13 protein-coding genes are annotated in these 17,021 nt (G+C 60.3%); 5 read left to right on the top strand and 8 right to left on the bottom strand.

Going from position 1 to position 17,021, the window contains the following annotated elements:
• Position 1 precedes the first annotated feature (1 nt).
• The 5 genes from JQC81_RS05140 to JQC81_RS05120 form a co-directional block, all read right to left on the bottom strand.
• Positions 2 to 2,710, bottom strand: a complete 2,709-nt coding sequence (locus JQC81_RS05140; protein WP_203270744.1) for an Ig-like domain-containing protein — start codon at positions 2,708 to 2,710, stop codon at positions 2 to 4.
• A gap of 262 nt (positions 2,711 to 2,972) precedes the next feature.
• Positions 2,973 to 4,259 carry a four-carbon acid sugar kinase family protein gene (locus JQC81_RS05135; RefSeq protein ID WP_312887476.1) on the bottom strand — a complete coding sequence of 429 codons (1,287 nt, stop codon included), beginning with the start codon at positions 4,257 to 4,259 and terminating at the stop codon, positions 2,973 to 2,975.
• Positions 4,260 to 4,275: 16 nt separating this feature from the next.
• Positions 4,276 to 5,541: a ribulose-bisphosphate carboxylase large subunit family protein gene (locus JQC81_RS05130; protein ID WP_203270738.1), complete on the bottom strand. Its 1,266-nt coding sequence runs from the start codon at positions 5,539 to 5,541 to the stop codon at positions 4,276 to 4,278.
• Positions 5,542 to 5,549: 8 nt separating this feature from the next.
• Positions 5,550 to 6,089 (bottom strand): VOC family protein, encoded by a 540-nt coding sequence (locus JQC81_RS05125; RefSeq protein WP_203270736.1) that lies wholly within the window; start codon positions 6,087 to 6,089, stop codon positions 5,550 to 5,552.
• A 94-nt stretch (positions 6,090 to 6,183) separates the two neighbouring features.
• Entirely contained in the window at positions 6,184 to 7,200 is a 1,017-nt protein-coding gene (locus tag JQC81_RS05120; protein WP_203270734.1) for a TRAP transporter substrate-binding protein, read from the bottom strand.
• 107 nt (positions 7,201 to 7,307) lie between these two features.
• Between JQC81_RS05120 and JQC81_RS05115 the strand changes: the two genes are divergently transcribed.
• The 5 genes from JQC81_RS05115 (at position 7,308) to JQC81_RS05095 (ending at position 13,553) form a co-directional block, all read left to right on the top strand.
• Positions 7,308 to 8,363 carry a LacI family DNA-binding transcriptional regulator gene (locus tag JQC81_RS05115; RefSeq protein ID WP_203270732.1) on the top strand — a complete coding sequence of 352 codons (1,056 nt, stop codon included), beginning with the start codon at positions 7,308 to 7,310 and terminating at the stop codon, positions 8,361 to 8,363.
• A gap of 65 nt (positions 8,364 to 8,428) precedes the next feature.
• Positions 8,429 to 10,297 (top strand): TRAP transporter large permease subunit, encoded by a 1,869-nt coding sequence (locus JQC81_RS05110; protein ID WP_203270730.1) that lies wholly within the window; start codon positions 8,429 to 8,431, stop codon positions 10,295 to 10,297.
• Between the two features lie 580 nt (positions 10,298 to 10,877).
• Complete coding sequence (locus JQC81_RS05105) at positions 10,878 to 11,696, top strand: ABC transporter ATP-binding protein (RefSeq protein WP_203270728.1); 819 nt, start codon at positions 10,878 to 10,880, stop codon at positions 11,694 to 11,696.
• Complete coding sequence (locus JQC81_RS05100; protein ID WP_203270726.1) at positions 11,693 to 12,484, top strand: ABC transporter permease; 792 nt, start codon at positions 11,693 to 11,695, stop codon at positions 12,482 to 12,484. The genes JQC81_RS05105 and JQC81_RS05100 overlap by 4 nt, the downstream gene beginning before the upstream one ends.
• Positions 12,485 to 12,530: 46 nt before the next feature.
• Positions 12,531 to 13,553, top strand: a complete 1,023-nt coding sequence (locus JQC81_RS05095) for an ABC transporter substrate-binding protein (RefSeq protein WP_203270725.1) — start codon at positions 12,531 to 12,533, stop codon at positions 13,551 to 13,553.
• A gap of 355 nt (positions 13,554 to 13,908) precedes the next feature.
• Here JQC81_RS05095 and JQC81_RS05090 read toward each other — a convergent pair whose 3' ends face one another.
• The 3 genes from JQC81_RS05090 to JQC81_RS05080 are packed head-to-tail and all read right to left on the bottom strand — an operon-like array spanning position 13,909 to position 16,989.
• Complete coding sequence (locus JQC81_RS05090) at positions 13,909 to 15,903, bottom strand: PAS domain S-box protein (RefSeq protein WP_281400226.1); 1,995 nt, start codon at positions 15,901 to 15,903, stop codon at positions 13,909 to 13,911.
• 4 nt (positions 15,904 to 15,907) lie between these two features.
• Complete coding sequence (locus JQC81_RS05085) at positions 15,908 to 16,549, bottom strand: chemotaxis protein CheX (RefSeq protein ID WP_203270722.1); 642 nt, start codon at positions 16,547 to 16,549, stop codon at positions 15,908 to 15,910.
• 56 nt (positions 16,550 to 16,605) lie between these two features.
• A complete protein-coding gene (locus tag JQC81_RS05080) occupies positions 16,606 to 16,989 on the bottom strand; it encodes a response regulator transcription factor (RefSeq protein WP_203270720.1) in 384 nt (127 codons plus the stop codon).
• Between the last annotated feature and the right edge of the window lie 32 nt (positions 16,990 to 17,021).

Below are 17,021 nucleotides of genomic sequence, written 5' to 3'. Positions count from 1 at the left end.
CTCACAGGATTTGATCTGTGGAACGGGGTAAGGCGCCTGCAATGGTCAACTCTGCCGCCAAGACCTCCTCACTCGCGAACCTGACAACGGCCGACACCGTATTCCCCTCCCCCACGAGCCGCCTCAACCCTCCGATCGAAGTGTCTAGGGCAAGCCCAGTCGGCGTAGAGACGAAATCCTCGGGGCCAATCCCGACGATCTCCATGCCGTTCACAAAGAGATCGACATCGGTGACCGCCCCACCAGAAACTGGCGATCCGAGGACAGAGATGTCGATCTGGTCTGATGAAATCAGCAGCGATGCTCCGCCCGTGTTGTCGATTTCATTCAGCTGAGAGAGGTTCGCGCCCTCGCCGACGCCGAGAGCCGTGATTTTCGTGCCATATACGTTGTTTAGCGTTGCAAGCTCATCATCAATTGCGCCCTGTCCTCTGCCATCCGAAAGAAAGTAGAGAAAGTTTTTCTCATTCCCCTGATCCAAGATCCGCAAACGATCGTTGGCCGCTCGCAAGGCGTTGGTGAAATTCGTCAATCCATTAGAGCTGAGCCCTCCCAGGTAGTTCGCGATCATATCCTCCCCGGTTTGACCAAGGCTGAACGTCTCCGCATTCACAATGCCTCCACCCGTAGGATCGGCAGGATCGGCGCTGCCGTTGAATGGGATGATCGTGACCGTGAGATCGGCAGGCGAAAAGCCGATCCCTCTCACACGCTCCGTCAGCGCGATGAGACCGGCAATCTCTGCATCCAGGATGGTATTGGCACGTCCGTCGCTGTTAAGATCGCCGACAGACGCCCCGCTGAATTGTTCCGACGTGCTGCCCGAGATGTCGATGAGGTAAAGGATGTTCATCTGCGGCTGCAGGAACGTCCCGAGGTTGACACTCAGCCTGAGATCGGCATTTGCAGCCGTGGTGGCGGAGGGCGCCTCGATGGTAAGAGAGACGGGCTGATCGTTATAGTCGAGGATGCCGCTGCTCGAAGTTGCTTGGTCAGGAGACGTAAACGTCCCGGTGCCGCGGACTTGCACCGTGATGTTTGCAGTATCGGCTCCTCCGTTGCCGTCGGAGACCGTATAGGCGAAGGACACCGTCGCAGTTTCACCGGCGCTGAGAGCGTGGAAATCGTCGCCAGGGTCGAATACCAACTCGCCGGAGGAGTTGCGGAAGACGGAGCCTTCGAGCGGGCTCGTCCAGCGGATAACGTTGAGTGGATCGCCGTCGATGTCGCGGTCGTTTGCAAGCACCGTCAAGACCCTGACACCAGCCTCGCTTGCGCCAATAATGCGATCGCCCGTTGCAGTGGGAGCATCGTTTCGGCCAGCAACGATCCACGAGATCGACGCCGGAACCCGAATGGCACCATCGACCAGCAGATTGTAGTCGACCCTGACCGTCTCGGTCTCTCCCTCACCCAGGTGCTGATAGGCCGGATGCGATGGGTCCAGAGAGAAACTCCGTGCTCCATCGAGATATCGCACGCCAGGAGGCAAGAAAGCTGGGACGATTACAAGAGGCAAGGTCGTGCCAGCCGGTGTGGCCGCGTCCATCAGTGCGCTGAGCCGTGCCAGTGGCCCGTCCTCAAAAGCCGAGCCGCGGATCGGCGCCGGTACTATCGTGACGGATGGAAGAACAATGTCACGCTCCGCGACACGCTCCTGGACAACTGGTGTGATGGCAAATTGCCTTGAGTCTGGCAGATCGACCCGCTGAGGCAGGTTCACGGGAATGATAGGCGCGTCGTCGAAATCACTGCTGCCCCTGGGCTGGCGGTTCTCAGTAGAATAGAACTGGAATATTTCCCGCGCGAACGCGTTCTCGCCGCGGATGTCATCAGCGGTCTTCGCAATCTGTGTGATGCGCGGGTCGGAGCCGGGGACGGGCGTCAAGAGAGTCGTAACGCGGGCATCCGACAGCGACGTGATCACACGGGCCGGGTTGTTCTTATCCAGAAGGACAAACGAGCCCACGGTTCCATCCGGCTCGGTCAAAAGCGAGAACTTCGTGGTTCCGCTGAATGCTGCGATTTCGGTCTGGACGGCCGTACCTCTGATCGCCATGGTCGCGACTGGGGTATCCACCTTGAGGTCGCCGGACTTGGCTACCCGCCCGGCGACGAAGCCGATTACGCCTTGGATGAGGGTGAACAGGGCCGAGTTCGCATTTGAATCTGCGTCGTACACCATATCGTTCAGCACCATGCGGGCGCTGGAAGATAGGCTAAAGACTGTTCCGTCGTTGAATTTGATCGTCAGCGAGGAATCCGCTCCCGTCTGCACGACGTCGCCTTTAGCTACCATGTCGCCGAGGCGCAACTCGACCGAAACGCCGTTCCGCAACACGGTTGCGGAACCGGATACTTTCTCGACACGACCGATCGTCGTTCGGGTTGGCGGTGCATTGCTCACCTGCGCATACTGATCTGAATGATCAGGGCCCGCCAGCGTCTCGATGGTGGCACCTGTGAGGCTCGCACCTTCAGGAGTCATGATGCTCAGGCGCCGCTCGTCCCTGAAATAGCCCAGGATCACTGCCGTTGTCTCCTGGCTTGCGAGCAGGAGATCAGCTCCGGATCTCTTGAATTGGGCAGTAAAGAGTATGTCCTTGTCGGGAAAAACGATCGAGGGTTCGGTGTCAGCACGACGGCTCGCTGCCTCGGCAGCGTCAATCTGGATGTCGAATACGGTAGCGCCGTCCCCAGATTGGTACACAGCATGAACCCCTTGGGTTCATGCGATGATAATCCTTTAATCCATTCTCTCCTACGGGAATGAAATCTTAGACATCGGAACGGCTCGTACAGACGTCCTCAAGCTGGCGGAGGTCGGCTTTGGGTCAGGCACGGCAGTTCCCTTGCTCCTTCGGAACGTCCGGTACGCGCGACCAAAGCTGACAACCAAGTTACTTCGGAGTAGTGCCAGTTGCAGACGCTCTCACCTCAACCGGCCAAGGAATGCGACTGTGCGCTCTTGCTCACGAAGCGGTTTTGTTGTCCAGGAATGACTCGAACAGCTGCTCGTGTCCCATCTGGCCTCCTTTGAGCATCACGAGCATCCCATCGCGCGATGAGTCATCGCTCCGCGCGAGGCTGACGGTGACCCCGTTGCTGATCCGGCTATGATAGCCAAGCCCCCAATAGCCGAGATGACCGACGATCCGGCTCGACGTGTCGCCCCCGGCAATCGCCAGCCGCCGGATCGGACGACGCTTGAGAACCTCTTCGACGAGAGAGGCGCTGGCAGTTGCGAGATCGCCAGCCAAGGAATGCGGAGCATCGCCGGTCTCAGGGGCCGTCGAGAGCATGACGTGCTCGCCTCGAGCCAACGCAGCAGCGGCACTTTCGATGATCCGCTCGCGCGCACCTGAACTCGACAGGATGCTGGCAGGATCCACATTCAGGCGCGTGTAGGACCGTGTGGCTGCTACCTGCATCCTCGTTGTCGGAGAAAGGCTTCCCACAAATGCAAGCACAGGCCCATCTGCCGGCGTCGGCAGAGAATTCGCCAGCGGCTGCCCTTCCTCGAAGAAAGCTTGTGCGACGCTGCTAGAGCCCACCGCCAACAGCGGATGCCGCTGGCTTTCGGTTCGGAGCAAGTGACCGATGGTGTCGACATGCTGCGTGTCGCACGCGTCGAGCAGCACCGCCGGCGCCACGCCCGACAGTCGCTTCCATTCGGCGGCGAGGGACTCCGTGTCCCCAATCAGCAGAGGCCAGTGAATCGCCTCCACTCCGGGCATGCCGAGGGTGGCAAGATGCTGCCGAAGATCTGCCTCGGTCATCGGTGTTGCCGGATGGCGGCTCATGGTTGGGTGACGGTCGAGCCGGAACACACCTCCATCGGTGCCGAATGACGCGAAAAGATTGGAAAAGGCGCAGTAGCGACCGAGCGATGGCTGACCGCCGACAATGGCGACGGTTTTGTGCGCGACATACTCATGCAGGATCGCGGCTGCCACCGCGATGTTCCCGCGCGCCGGAGCACTGTCGAAGGTCGAGCAGCACTTGTAATGCAGGATGCGAACGCCGAGATTGCGGAAGAATGCGCCAACGGGCGCGAGCTCGGCCTGCATCTCGTCCGGCTCCATCGCACGCGCAGCGCCTGCAATGCCTATGGCATCCAAGTCTCCGACCTGAGCCAGCCGCTGCGGATCAGGCACGCGCAGGAAGAGGAACGCGCGGCGACCGCGCCGCGCCACTGTCGCGAGCGTATCCGTTGCTCCGGTGAAATCGTCTCCGTACCAGCCATAGGACGGGGTCACGATGACCTCCGCCCCTCTAAGGCTTGCCGAAGAAGCTGAAGGCATCCGAAAGCGAGCGATGCCTGGCACGCGCGCTGTCGATGCTTTCTCCCGCTTCCACGGCTCGCCAGGCTTCACGAATGCTCGCTACCCCTTCTGCAGGACCGCCCGGGTGGGCCATCACTCCACCGCCTGCCATGAAAAGAAGGTCAGACGTGTTCACGGCGCGATAGGTCTGCTCCACCGTTCCCGCCCATTGACCGGAAGAGAAGGCTGGCATGACCCGGTCGTCCACGTCGCAGAGCGATTCCAAACAATCTTTTGCGCTCTCCACTACCTCCTCGTCGGCCTGCGCGAATTTTCCCCCGAGGCCGTGCACATGCATGTGGTCGACGCCGGCTAGGCGCCAGAGCGTCTGGTAGGCTTGAAAACCGATCCCGAGCGCGGGATGTCGCGAGAGCGCGCCATAGCCGTTTCGGTGGCCATGGACCACCAGATCGCTGCTGCGCCTCAGGGTCTCGATACCCGAGAAGCCGCACCAGTTCAGACTGGCCATGACGCAGCTTCCCCCTTCCTTTGCCACCAGATCCGCATGACGGCGCATGGCGTCCGTCTCGTCGGTGATATTAAAGGCGACCATGACATGCTTGCCGGTTCGATCCTGGTGTCGGCGCACGGCGGCCATCACGGCTGGAACACGGGTAGACAGTGGCGCATGGGTGGGATTAGAGGCGATTTCATCGTCCTTGATGAAGTCGAGCCCAGCAGAGCACAGGCGCTCCACCAACGAGGCAATCTCCTCGGAACGTAGTCCGACATTCGGCTTGATGATCGATCCGATCAGTGCGCCGTGAGCGACGCCCGTCAAGCGTCGCGTTCCATCAATGCCATGCTGCGGCAATGGATACTGTTTTCGATAGGTGCCAGGCAGCTTGAGGGACTGGAGCCGCAGGCCAGTCACCTCGCCGAGATCGAAGAGATTGCCAGCCACAGTCGCGGCAAGCGTCGACAGATTGACCCCTACATTCGCGACCGGAAACCGCACGACCACCTCGCCAAGGTGCGGGGACGCCGATAGGCTCTTGCGGTCAAGCCAAGAGCTGCGAAGGGAGGGCTGCGCAACCTCGCCCAGGTCACGGATCGCGACGACATCCGCGCGAGCGCGCTCCCGCAACTCGTCGGTCTCACCTTCCACCCGAGTGAAGGTTCCGCAGGATTGCTCGCCAGCCATCACCTCGGCCACTGCCTCAAGCGGCAGAGGCGTTTCAACAAGATAGATCGCCTCATAGAATGCATCCGGCATGGCAGACCTCAAAGCCGGGAGAGATCAGGGAACGGCCGGACCGGGTCGCGTCCATCCCAGCCTTCCGAAGCTTCCCTGATCAGCTGAAACATCTTTCCCTTTGGCCCGGCCACCTCCGACAACTCGATCACGGTGCCCGGATGATATTCGGTGTCGAAATAGACGAAGCGGCCGCGCTCGCCTACCTCGCCGCTCATGACGGGAGCGAAACCCTGCTTCATCAACCGTTCCAGATCGGCATCGTAATTGTCCGTCCAGTAGGCGACATGCTGCAGGCCCCGATGACCGGCCTGCTTGAAATCGCGGTACATGGACGGCGCATCGTTGCGGGTTTGGATGAGTTCGATCTGGAGAGAACCGGAATTGGCCAAAGCCACAGAATTATGCGGTCGATAAGTCTCGCCTCTGTATGTGTAGTTCTCGATCGGCACCTGCTCCTTGTAGAAGAATGGTCCCACGCCGAGAACACGCGACCAATAATCCATGGCTGCCTCGATGTCGTCGACAACATAGCCAGCCTGCCTGATCTCCCCGAGAAATCGGCTCATATCCTACCTGCAAGTCTAATGAGGGCGCAGCCATTTGAACCGCGCCCGATGAAGAGGAAAATCCGATGTAAGCCATCGGATCGCACGGCGTTCGTCAGGCGAGCGTTCCGACGACGCTCTCGAGATGCCCCCAGGCCTCTGGGCCGAACTTCTGCTTCCACTCCTTGTAGAAGCCGGCTTCGCGCAGTTTCGCCCGGAAGCTATCCGTGTCGCATTGATTGAAGGACAATCCCTTGCTCTGCAGATCGGTCTGCACCGATTCGTTGAGAGTCTTGATGTCCTCGCGTTGCTTCAAGCCCGCCTCGTTAATAGCGCGCGAGACGACCTCCTGCACGTCCGCAGGCATGCCTGCCCACTGGCGGCCATTCGCGATGAACCAGTAGCCGTCCCAGATATGATTCGTGAGCGCGCAGGAGGACTGCACTTCATAGAGCTTCGCGACCTGAATGATCGGGAGCGGGTTCTCCTGCGCGTCGACCACCTTGGTCTGGAGGGCGGTGTAGACCTCGCTGAACTGCAGGCTGGCCGGCGCCGCGCCGAGGCCGGAGAACATGGAGATGCTGATCGGGCTCACGGGCACGCGGATCTTCAGCCCCTTCATCGAGTCCGCGCTCTGGATCGGCGCACCGCTCGTGGTCATCTGGCGGAAGCCGTTGTCCCACATGGTTTCAAGCGCGTGCAGCCGGGAGTCGGCAATCGCCTTGCGCACGAAGGCCCCAACGGGGCCATCCATGGCGGCCCAAACTTGGTTGTAATCCTTGAACGCGAAGCCCACGGCATTGATCGCCGCGACGGGAACAAGGGTTGCGATCACCAGTGCCGACGGGGTGAAGAAGGTCAGAGCGCCGTTGCGCACTTGGGAGAGCATATCCGTATCGCCGCCGAGCTGATTGGCTGGGAAGATCAGCATCTCGACACGCCCGTTCGTCTCCTTGGCGATCCGATCAGCAGCTTCCTTTGCGCGGATATTGAGGGGATGGCTGAGGGGTAGGTTGTTGCCGTATCGCAGGGTGATCTCGGCAGCGTGAGCATAGCGCGGAATCGAGAAAAGGCTGATGGCAGCCGGAGCAGCCCCGAGGCCTTTGAGAAGTGTCCTTCTGCTGATGGTCATGGCGTAATTTTCTCCCGAAAAGATGGTTTTGCTCTTCCCGAATGAGAAAATCAGTCATATTGATGATGTGGTCAAATCAAAGTTTTGATGTTTTTTGATGTAATCATATGAGCATTCTGGTCGATACCCATCCCCTCAGCCGACGCGCCACCATCGTGGACATCGCACGGCTTGCCGATGTTTCGACAGCCACCGTCGACCGGGTTCTGAACGGCCGGCAGGGGGTTAAGGCTGCAACGGTCAAGCGTGTCATGAAGGCCGCTGCGGAGCTTGGATATGTTGACGAGAGCGACGAGCGGGCGCGGGATGTGAGACCTCTCACCCAAATTTCGTTCATCCTCCCCCAGGGCACCAACCGCTACATCACCATGCTCGGCCGCATGATCACCGAGACGGCGCCGCAACTGGAGCGCTTCTCGATCAAGCCCACGGTAGAATACATCGACAGCTTCAATCCCGATCTGCTCGCCAAGGCCCTGCGCCGCCATGCCAAGCATGCGGACGGTATCGCGTTCATGGCTATCGAACATCCCGTCGTGCGCGAGGCCGTCACCCGCATCGCCGCAGCAGGAAAGCCTGTGGTGACCTTGATCTCCGATGTGGCAAGCCCGGGGCGGATGGCTTATTTCGGCCTCGACAACCGGGCGGCCGGGCGCATGGCGGGCTATCTTCTTGCCCGCTTCATCAGCAAGCACCCTGCCAAGGTCGCCATGATCGCGGGCAGCCTCAGCTACCGTGCTCACGGAGAGCGCGAGATGGGCTTCCTCGATATCTTACAGGAGCTCTACCCCGACATCGAAGTGGTCGGGCTGCGTGAGGGGCATGACGACGAGGCGCTCAACTACCGGCAGATGAGGGCACTCCTGTCTCACCACCCGGACTTGGATGGGATCTACAACATTGGCGGCGGCGCATCAGGCATCGGGCGCGCGCTGAAGGATGCGCGGCGTGAGAGGGACGTGGTGTTCGTCGGCCATGGCCTGACCAGCGACACCCGCGAATTCCTTCTCGACGGCACGATGGATGCTGTCATCACCCAGAGCGCCGAAGACACCATCGCCAAATGCGCAGCCCTGTTCCGTGACCTAAGGGAGGGGCACAAGATCGGCAACCTAGCTGATCCCATGCGCATCGAAGTGGTCTTCAGGGAAAATCTCCCCTGACGGCAAGCAATCACAACAACAAAGAACAAGAACGCCAAGAACATTCAGAGACAACGGAGGAGACAATGACCGTGGCAACAGAGAGCATCGGCGTCGGCGAGATCGAGGACATGCCGACCGGCCTGAAAAGCGGGTCGGCGCTCCTTAAGCCCATCGAGATGATCGCCTCCGGCATCTTGGTGGTGATCATCGTCCTGCTCCTGATGGGCGTGACCTCACGCTACGTGCTCTCTCTGCCGATCGTCTGGATCGATGAGGCGGCTGCCTTCTGCTTCCTCTGGCTGGCCATGCTTGGCGCAGTCATCGCCATCGACCGCAACGAGCACCTCCGCCTGACCCTGTTCCTCCACATGCTCCCGGAAAGACTGCGCGGCTTCTTCGGCGCATTGGGACCGCTTCTCGTCGCAGTGTTTCTGGTCGGAATGCTCTCGCCTGCTATCGAGTATGTGATTGAGGAATCCTATATCACCTCGGCCGCGCTCAACATCCCCATGAGTTGGCGCGTGGCCGCTCTTCCAGTCGGCATTGGTTTGATGGCGCTCCTGGCGCTCAGGGAAACAGTGCGGGCAGCCAGAGCTTCGGAAATCTCCATGGCGGCGGCCGTGATCTTGGCCGTCGGTGGGTTGCTGTGGCTCGCCTCCCCGTCCCTGCCGTCGCTGGGCAACATCAACATCCTCATCTTCCTGGTCGGCTTCGTTGCGTTCTTCCTTGTCATAGGCGTGCCGATCGCCTTCTGCTTCGGCCTCGGTGCCTTCACTTTCCTGACCTTCACCAGTTCCGTGCCGACGATGGTGATGATCGGGCGCATCGACGAGGGCATGTCCAGCCTCATCCTCCTGTCAGTTCCCATCTTTGTGTTCCTGGGCTGCATCCTCGACGCGACCGGCATGGGTCGGGCTATCGTTGAGTTTCTCGCGTCTCTGCTCGGCCACGTGAAGGCGGGTATGTCCTATGTGCTCCTCGGTTCGCTCTTCCTGGTCTCCGGCATTTCCGGTTCCAAGGTATCCGACATGGCCACGGTCGCACCGGCCCTCTTCCCTGAGATGAAGCGTCGCGGCCACAAGCCGAAGGAGATGATTGCGCTGCTGGCGACCGGTGCCGCCATGGCCGACACGGTGCCGCCGTCGATTGTCCTTATCGTTCTCGGCTCGGTGGCGGGCGTCTCCATCGCAGGTCTGTTCACCTCCGGTTTTGTTATCGCAATGGTGCTCCTCCTCGTTCTCGCCATCCTCGCGCGCTGGAAGGCACGCGGCGAGGTTATGGATGGCATCCGGCGCGCTCCCCTACGAACTGTAGGCAAGGCGCTTGCGGTCGCCGGCCCAGCACTCGTGCTGCCATTCCTGATCCGGAGCGCTGTCGGCGGCGGCGTGGCAACAGCGACTGAAGTTTCAACTATTGCCGTGCTCTACGCCCTGATCATCGGCATGGTACTCTACGGTGGCATCCGCCCCGGCAAGATCTACGACATGCTGGTCGAAACAGCGGCTCTCTCAGGCGCGATTCTGATCATCCTTGGCACCGCCTCGGCCATGGCTTGGGCGCTGACCCAGACCGGCTTCGCCTTCAAGATGGCGGCGATCGTCACCGACCTGCCGGGCGGCTGGGTGACCTACATGCTGGTGACGATCGCAGTCTTCATGGTGCTCGGCTGCGTGCTCGAGGGCCTGCCGGCCATCGTGCTGATGGCGCCTATTATGTTCCCAATTGCGAAGAACCTCGGAATTAATGACATCCATTATTCCATGGTCGTCGTGACGGCCATGAATGTGGGCCTAATGGCGCCGCCCATCGGCATCGGCTTCTATATTGCCTGCAAGATCGGCAACGTCTCTCCGGATGAAGCGATGGGTGCCATCTGGCCATACATTGGAGCGCTCTTCGTGGGACTCCTCGTCATCGCCATGATCCCGGGGCTGTCGACGGCTTTCCTTTAGAGTCCGCTAAAAGATCTCCATGCGACTGCCGTAAGGCGGGAGCACGTTGGAGAACCACTGCACTCGAAGTGGTTCTCCAACGATTGAGGGTTTCTCTCACGAGATTAGTAGGTCTGCTCTGGGTTATTCCCTGAAGCTGGAGCACATCAGGATCACGGCACCGTGCAGGATAGCAAGGGTCATGTCGTGCTCGGCTCCGATCTGACCGGGGGTGGACTGGTCACCATCACACTGATGTCACCCTTGCAGGTTTCGTTCTCCCTGTCGGAGCGTGATCTACCGTTGCTGCGCGCGACTCTTGTAGATCCTAAGGACTAAGGCCGCGCGCGTGTTCTCGCCGACCAAGATGGTCAAACGTCTGCAGACGCGGGCCTGGCATTCATCGAATTACTGGGTGACGTCAGTCGGGGCTGACACGCCGCTATGGCGTATGCCTCGACTTAAGCCTGCGGTGTCGCCTGCTGATGCTGTAAGGTCCTTGTCAGCTTGATCAAGGATCTGCCCTGCTCTTGCTATGGAAGGCTGAGCCATTAGGATAGCTCGAAGCGCCGCTCACAGGCGCAGGGAACGATCAACTCTCATGCCTGCATCACCGAGTACCGCAGCCGTTTCGCTCCGCAGCGTGGCCATCACCTTCGGGCCAAAAGTGGGTGGCTACACGGCCGTTCAGAATATTGACCTTACAGCATCCCCTGGGGAATTCATCGCGATCGTCGGGCCGACCGGATGCGGAAAATCTACCCTGCTCAACGCAGCCGCGGGGCTGCTTAAGCCGTCCTATGGCGAGGTCGAGATCTTCGGTGCGCGCCTGCATGGCCTCAACGGCCGTGCGGGTTATCTCTTTCAGCAGGACGCCCTGATGCCCTGGAAGACAGCCCTCCAGAACGTGGCCGTCGCCCTGGAGCCCAAGGGCGTTTCCCGAAAGGAGGCCGAGGCGAAAGCCCGGGACTGGCTGCGACGGGTCGGGCTTGCTGCCTTCGTCGACCGCTACCCGCATATGCTTTCAGGCGGCCAACGAAAGCGGGTCGCCTTGGCACAGATGCTGATCCGCGATCCTGAGATCCTTCTGATGGACGAGCCTTTCGGCCCGCTGGATGCCCAGACCCGGCAGATCATGGGCAACCTGCTGCTGGAGCTCTGGGCAGCCAATCGCAAGGCCGTTCTCTTCGTCACGCACGACCTCGAGGAGGCGATTGCCCTCGCCGACAGGGTGGTGGTGATGTCGGCCGGCCCTGCGGCCGGTATCATCGGGGAGTTTCCCGTGCCGCTGCCGCGCCCGCGCGACATCGCGGAGGTGCGGCTCGAACCCGCCTTCCATCACATTCACAAGGAGATCTGGGCGAGCCTTCGCACCGAGGTGCAGAAGGCCTACGCACAGGGAGAGGGAGCCTCCTCATGAACCGCTTGAAGCTCATTCTCCTCCAGGTTGCCGTAGGCCTTGGCTTCCTGTTGCTCTGGCATGTCTTGACCGCCTACCCCATTCTCGCGCCGACGCGTCAGACCCAGTTCTTCTTCTCGACTCCTCTCGACGTGCTGACGAGGGTCTGGAAGGAGTTCGCTTCCGGCGAGATATGGCGGCATCTCTGGATCACGCTTGTGGAGACTATTCTGGCTTTCGCCTTCGGTGCAGGCGGGGGGATCCTGTTCGGCTTCCTGTTCGCCCGCCGCGAACTCCTGGCTGCCGTGTTTGACCCCTATATCAAGGCGGCAAACGCGCTGCCGCGGGTGGTGCTCGCGCCGATTTTTGCCCTCTGGTTCGGCCTTGGGATCTGGTCAAAGGTGGCTCTTGGCTTCACGCTGGTCTTCTTCATTGTCTTCTTCAACGTGTACCAGGGCGTGCGCGAGGTGAGCCCGGTCGTGCTGGCGAATGCCAGGATGCTCGGCATGAACGAGCGTCAGCTGCTGCGGCACGTCTATTGGCCGGCAGCGCTGACATGGATGTTCTCTTCCCTGCACACCTCTGTGGGGTTCGCCCTCGTCGGCGCGGTCGTGGGTGAGTATCTCGGCTCCTCCGCAGGGCTCGGCTATAAGATCCATGAGGCCGAGAGCGTGTTCGACGTCACCGGAGTCTTCGCCGGCATGGTAATCCTGTCGATCTTCGTCATTCTCATTGACTACGTGGTCACTCTTATCGAGAGGCGCCTCCTGGTCTGGCGCCCTGCCCCATCGACAAACGGGCAAGGTTAAGCAATCCTTCTCGTCCACAATCTGCATCGAAGCAGGGAGAACGAGGATGGAACGCCGTACATTTCTCATTGGGACGGGCGCTGTTGCTCTGTCCACCGGGCTGAGTCGCAGCGCCTTCGCACAGGCGAAGCCGGAAAAGAGCAAGGTCACGCTGGGTGTGGGCGGCAAACCGCTACTTTATTACCTTCCGCTGACCATTGCTGAACGGAAGGGGTTCTTCAAGGAAGAAGGGCTCGAGGTGGAGATCAACGATTTCGGCGGCGGCGCCAAGTCGCTCCAGGCCCTGATCGGCGGCTCCGTCGACATCGTCACCGGGGCCTATGAACATACCATTCGCATGCAAGCCAAAGGTCAGGATGTTCGCGCCATCACCGAACTAGGCCGATTTCCAGCCATCGTGATCGCAGCAAAGAAAGACAAAGCTGGGCAGATCAAATCCGCGGCCGATTTCAAGGGTCTCAAGATTGGCGTGACAGCCCCGGGATCCTCCACCGCGCTGACCGCACAATATGCCATGGTGAAGGCGGGGCTGAAGCCAACTGACGCCGCCTTCATCGGCGTCGGCTCCGGTGCGAGCGCCGTTGCCGCCATGCAGAAGGGTGAGATCGACGTGATCTCACATCTCGATCCAGTCATTTCCAAGCTCGAGTCGGAAGGAGATATCATGATCCTGATCGACACGCGCACAGAGGCTGGAACGCGGGCGCTCTTCGGCGGCTCGAACCCGGCAGCAACCCTCTACACCAAGAAGGACTTCATCGACGCCAACCCAGTGACGACCCAGCGCCTCGTGAACGCCTTCATGAAGTCGCTCAAATGGCTCCAGACAGCGAAGCCGGAGGATGTCGCCGCAACAGTTCCGCCAGAGTACCATCTCGGCGATCGCCCATTGTACCTCAAGGCTGTGCAGAATTCTCTCGAGAGCTATTCGCGTGACGGCATTGTCCCGCCCGATGGCATGAAGAGCGTCATGGATATGCTGAAGCAGCTCGACCCTGAGCTGAAAGATGCCAAGGTTGATCTCTCTGCAACGTTTGAAGACCGCTTCGTGAAGCAGGCCGCGAGCTAGTCGTTGGGCCAGGTCAGTCGAACACGTCAATCGGGAAGATTCTGATCAGACCCATTTCGCCACAGGATTGCGGCTTGTCCGCAAGCCTGGGGCAGGTTGAGTACGTGTCTGAATTCCTCAGGCACTCACAAGACAACTTGGGTAACTATCCCCAGTATGGCCGTCTGACCTGTCACAACTCCGCCAGTTGCGGCCGACTAAACTATCGGATCTGGCAAGAGCGTACGGCCTGTCTATTAACGGCAAGGTACGGACCTGAGGCTTAAGCAGCCAAACGACCGACGACCCGAGCGTGCCGGCACCGGATTCTCAAGTCTAAGGCAGGATCGCCAAATTTCTGAGGAAACAGGTTCACTTACCTCGTGCCCTGGATAATATTCCGGATGCGATTTGCTAAAGCTTCAACCGCAAAGGGCTTAGTGATCATCTCCATCCCCGGATTAAGGAAGCCGTTTGCCAGTGTGGCATTCTCGGCATAGCCGGTGATGAAAAGCACCTTCAGGTGGGGTCGCGTCTCTCGCGCGGCATCGGCGAGTTGTCGCCCATTGATACCGGGCAAACCGACATCCGTGACGAGCAGATCGATGTGTTGCCGCGACTGCAGGATCTTGAGACCTGCGGGACCGTCAGGCGCTTCGAGGGCACGGTAGCCCAGATCCTGGAGCACTTCGACGATCAGGTTGCGGATGACGGGCTCATCCTCGACCACCAGCACCGTCTCGCCCGCCTCTGCCCGAGGGACCTCGGCATGGGAAGCCGGGGACGGCTCCTCCTGGGCGGCGCCGCGGTGCCGCGGCAGGTAGATTCTGATCGTTGTGCCCTGTCCCTCCTCCGAATAGATTTTGACATGCCCTTCGGATTGTTTGGCAAAGCCATAGACCATTGAGAGCCCAAGCCCAGTGCCCTGGCCTATGGGCTTTGTGGTGAAAAAGGGCTCGAAGACGCGCTCGATCAGATCCGGCGGCATGCCCGTGCCGGTATCCGTGATGCAGATCGCCACGTACTGTCCCGGCGCGACGTCAAGGTGAGCTGCCGCATAGGCGTCGTCGAGAGAGGCATTCGCCGTCTCGATCGTGAGCTTGCCACCATCCGGCATGGCATCGCGCGCATTGATCGCAAGGTTCAGGATGGCGCTCTCAAGCTGGTTGGGATCGCACAGGGTCGTCCAGAGACCGCCAGCGTTTACGATCTCCAGGGCATGCAACGGACCAATGGTGCGGCGGAGCAGATCCTCCATGGAGGCGATGAGTTGGTTGGCATTGACCGGCTTCGGATCAAGCGGCTGCCGGCGTGCGAAGGCGAGCAGTCGGTGGGTGAGCGCGGCGGCCCGCTGCGCCGAGTTCATCGCGGCCTTGGCATAGCGCCCAACGTGTTCTGTACGTCCTTGCGCAATACGGGTCTGCATCAGATCGAGAGAGCCGACGATGCCCGCGAGGAGATTGTTGAAGTCGTGGGCAATACCACCTGTCAATTGCCCGACCGCCTCCATCTTCTGAGCCTGGCGAAGCTGCTCTTCGGCTCTCAGAAGCTCCTGTGTCCGTTCTTCGACACGCTCTTCCAGGGTCTGGTTCAGGTGCCGCAGCGCTTCCTCGGCCGCCCGGCGCTCATTCACATCGCGGAGAATGGCCGTCACGAAAACGCGCGTATCGCTCTGCCAGCGCGCGGCAGAAACCTCCATGAAACTGATCGATCCGTCCCTGCGCTTGGCTGTGACCTGCAGGGGACGGTGCATGACGTTTCCTGCCAGGACACTTGTCCAGAGCACATTCCATGCCTCCGGCACGTTCAGAAGTGCAGTCATCTCCAAGCCGATGAGTTCGCGCAGAGCATACCCGAATTCCCGTGCGGCTGCGGGATTGGCGAGCTGGATGACGCCTTGAGCATCGAGGGTGAGAATCGCGTCTGGAGCGCTGTTCACCACGGCATCGTAACGGGCGTTCTGCCGCTCGCGCAGGACCTGTTCGCGTTGGACCGCAACTGTCACATCGACGATTTGCACGAGGCATCGGAGATCGGGCGGCGTTCCCAGCGGGCGCACGGAGACGTTGTGGATGAGCTGTTTCCCGGAGCGGGTCTGCAGCGGCAGGAGGAAAGGGTGCAGGGAATGGGTCAGGAGCCTTGAGGAGCCTGCTTCCAATGTGTCCGTGATAGCGGATTTGAGTCTGGGCGAAACCGCTCCCGGAAACAGTTCATCCAACTGTCGACCAGTAGCCTCCTGACAGGAGACCCCACTGGCCGAGGCGAACCACGCGTTCCAAGCGACCACCCGCATGCTGCCATCGAGCACGATCAGGCCCGTATCTACGGCGTCGAAGACCGTAAGTAGGAGTTTATCATCAAGCTGATGCATATGATCAGGATGCCATGCCATCGGTCGTCCGCTCGATAAACTCGCCGAGCAGGTTCTTGAGCACGGTCAGGGAAGGAATATCCATCAGCATGACGATGTAGCCGCTGATATCCCGTTGCCGGACCGTGAAGTTGATGTAGAGGAACATCACCACGTCGGCAGCCTCGGGTGGAGGCGCAAGGCTGAAGAGTTCCTGCCCCTTCCCCCGGATGATCTCCGGCAGAGACATCCTCAGGCTGCGCTGGAGCATGTTGGCGATCGTGCCCAGGCAGCCGTTCAGCAAAATGTTGCCGGTCTCGGCCAGCGCCTCCTGCTCCAGCTCAATGATGTCTTCGAGGGAAAGTTCGCCACCTGTGACCGCTCTGACGAGTTCAAGGCTTTTGGTCTCGGGAAAGATCAGCAGGGCGCGCCCCGTGATGTCACCCTCGAAGACTTGATGGACCGCTACGAGCGGACCGGCCTCGCGTCCATTGAGGATTTCAATAGCCTGCGTACGATGCACAAGATCGACGGCCGGCACGGACAGATGAACCTGCTCACCGATCATCTCGCGGAGGCTGAAGGCGGCACGGCTGACACCGATGTTCACGAGTTCCGTCAGAGCATCAAGCTCCAGCTCGTTGAGCACTTCCGAGATCGTTGACATGCTCATCTCAAACCTCGGCCGTCATACGTCGCTGGATTCTTCCGGACTGACACTTGTTACGCCGCACTCGACCGCAGGCGCAGGGCTGCTCCGGAAATGAACCCTCTCAATCCCTCTTCCGTCAGAGGCTTGCTGACGAAAGTGGCGTTCACCTCGCGCGCCCGAGCGATCACCTCGTCCTGAATGTTGGCCGTAATGATCGCGATCGGCATCGTCGGATGGCTGGAGCGGATCTCTGTAGCCAATTCGAGCCCATCCTTCTCCGGCATGTTGAAGTCGACCATGGCCACGTCGATCTTCCGCTCGCCCAGGATGGCGAGGGCTTCCTGGGCATTGCCGGCCTCGACTCTGTCCCACTCAGGCTGGAGAGCGGCCAGAGCCTTGGCTGCGACGATGCGCGCAAGCTTGCTATCGTCGACGATCAGAACCGTTGTCACCACTCAGATACTCCGCTGGGGATAGACTTCCCGGG

Source organism: Microvirga arabica, from assembly GCF_016811235.1.
In the GTDB taxonomy this organism is placed as follows: Bacteria; Pseudomonadota; Alphaproteobacteria; order Rhizobiales; family Beijerinckiaceae; genus Microvirga; species Microvirga arabica.
This window is presented reverse-complemented; position numbering and strand designations above follow the sequence as displayed.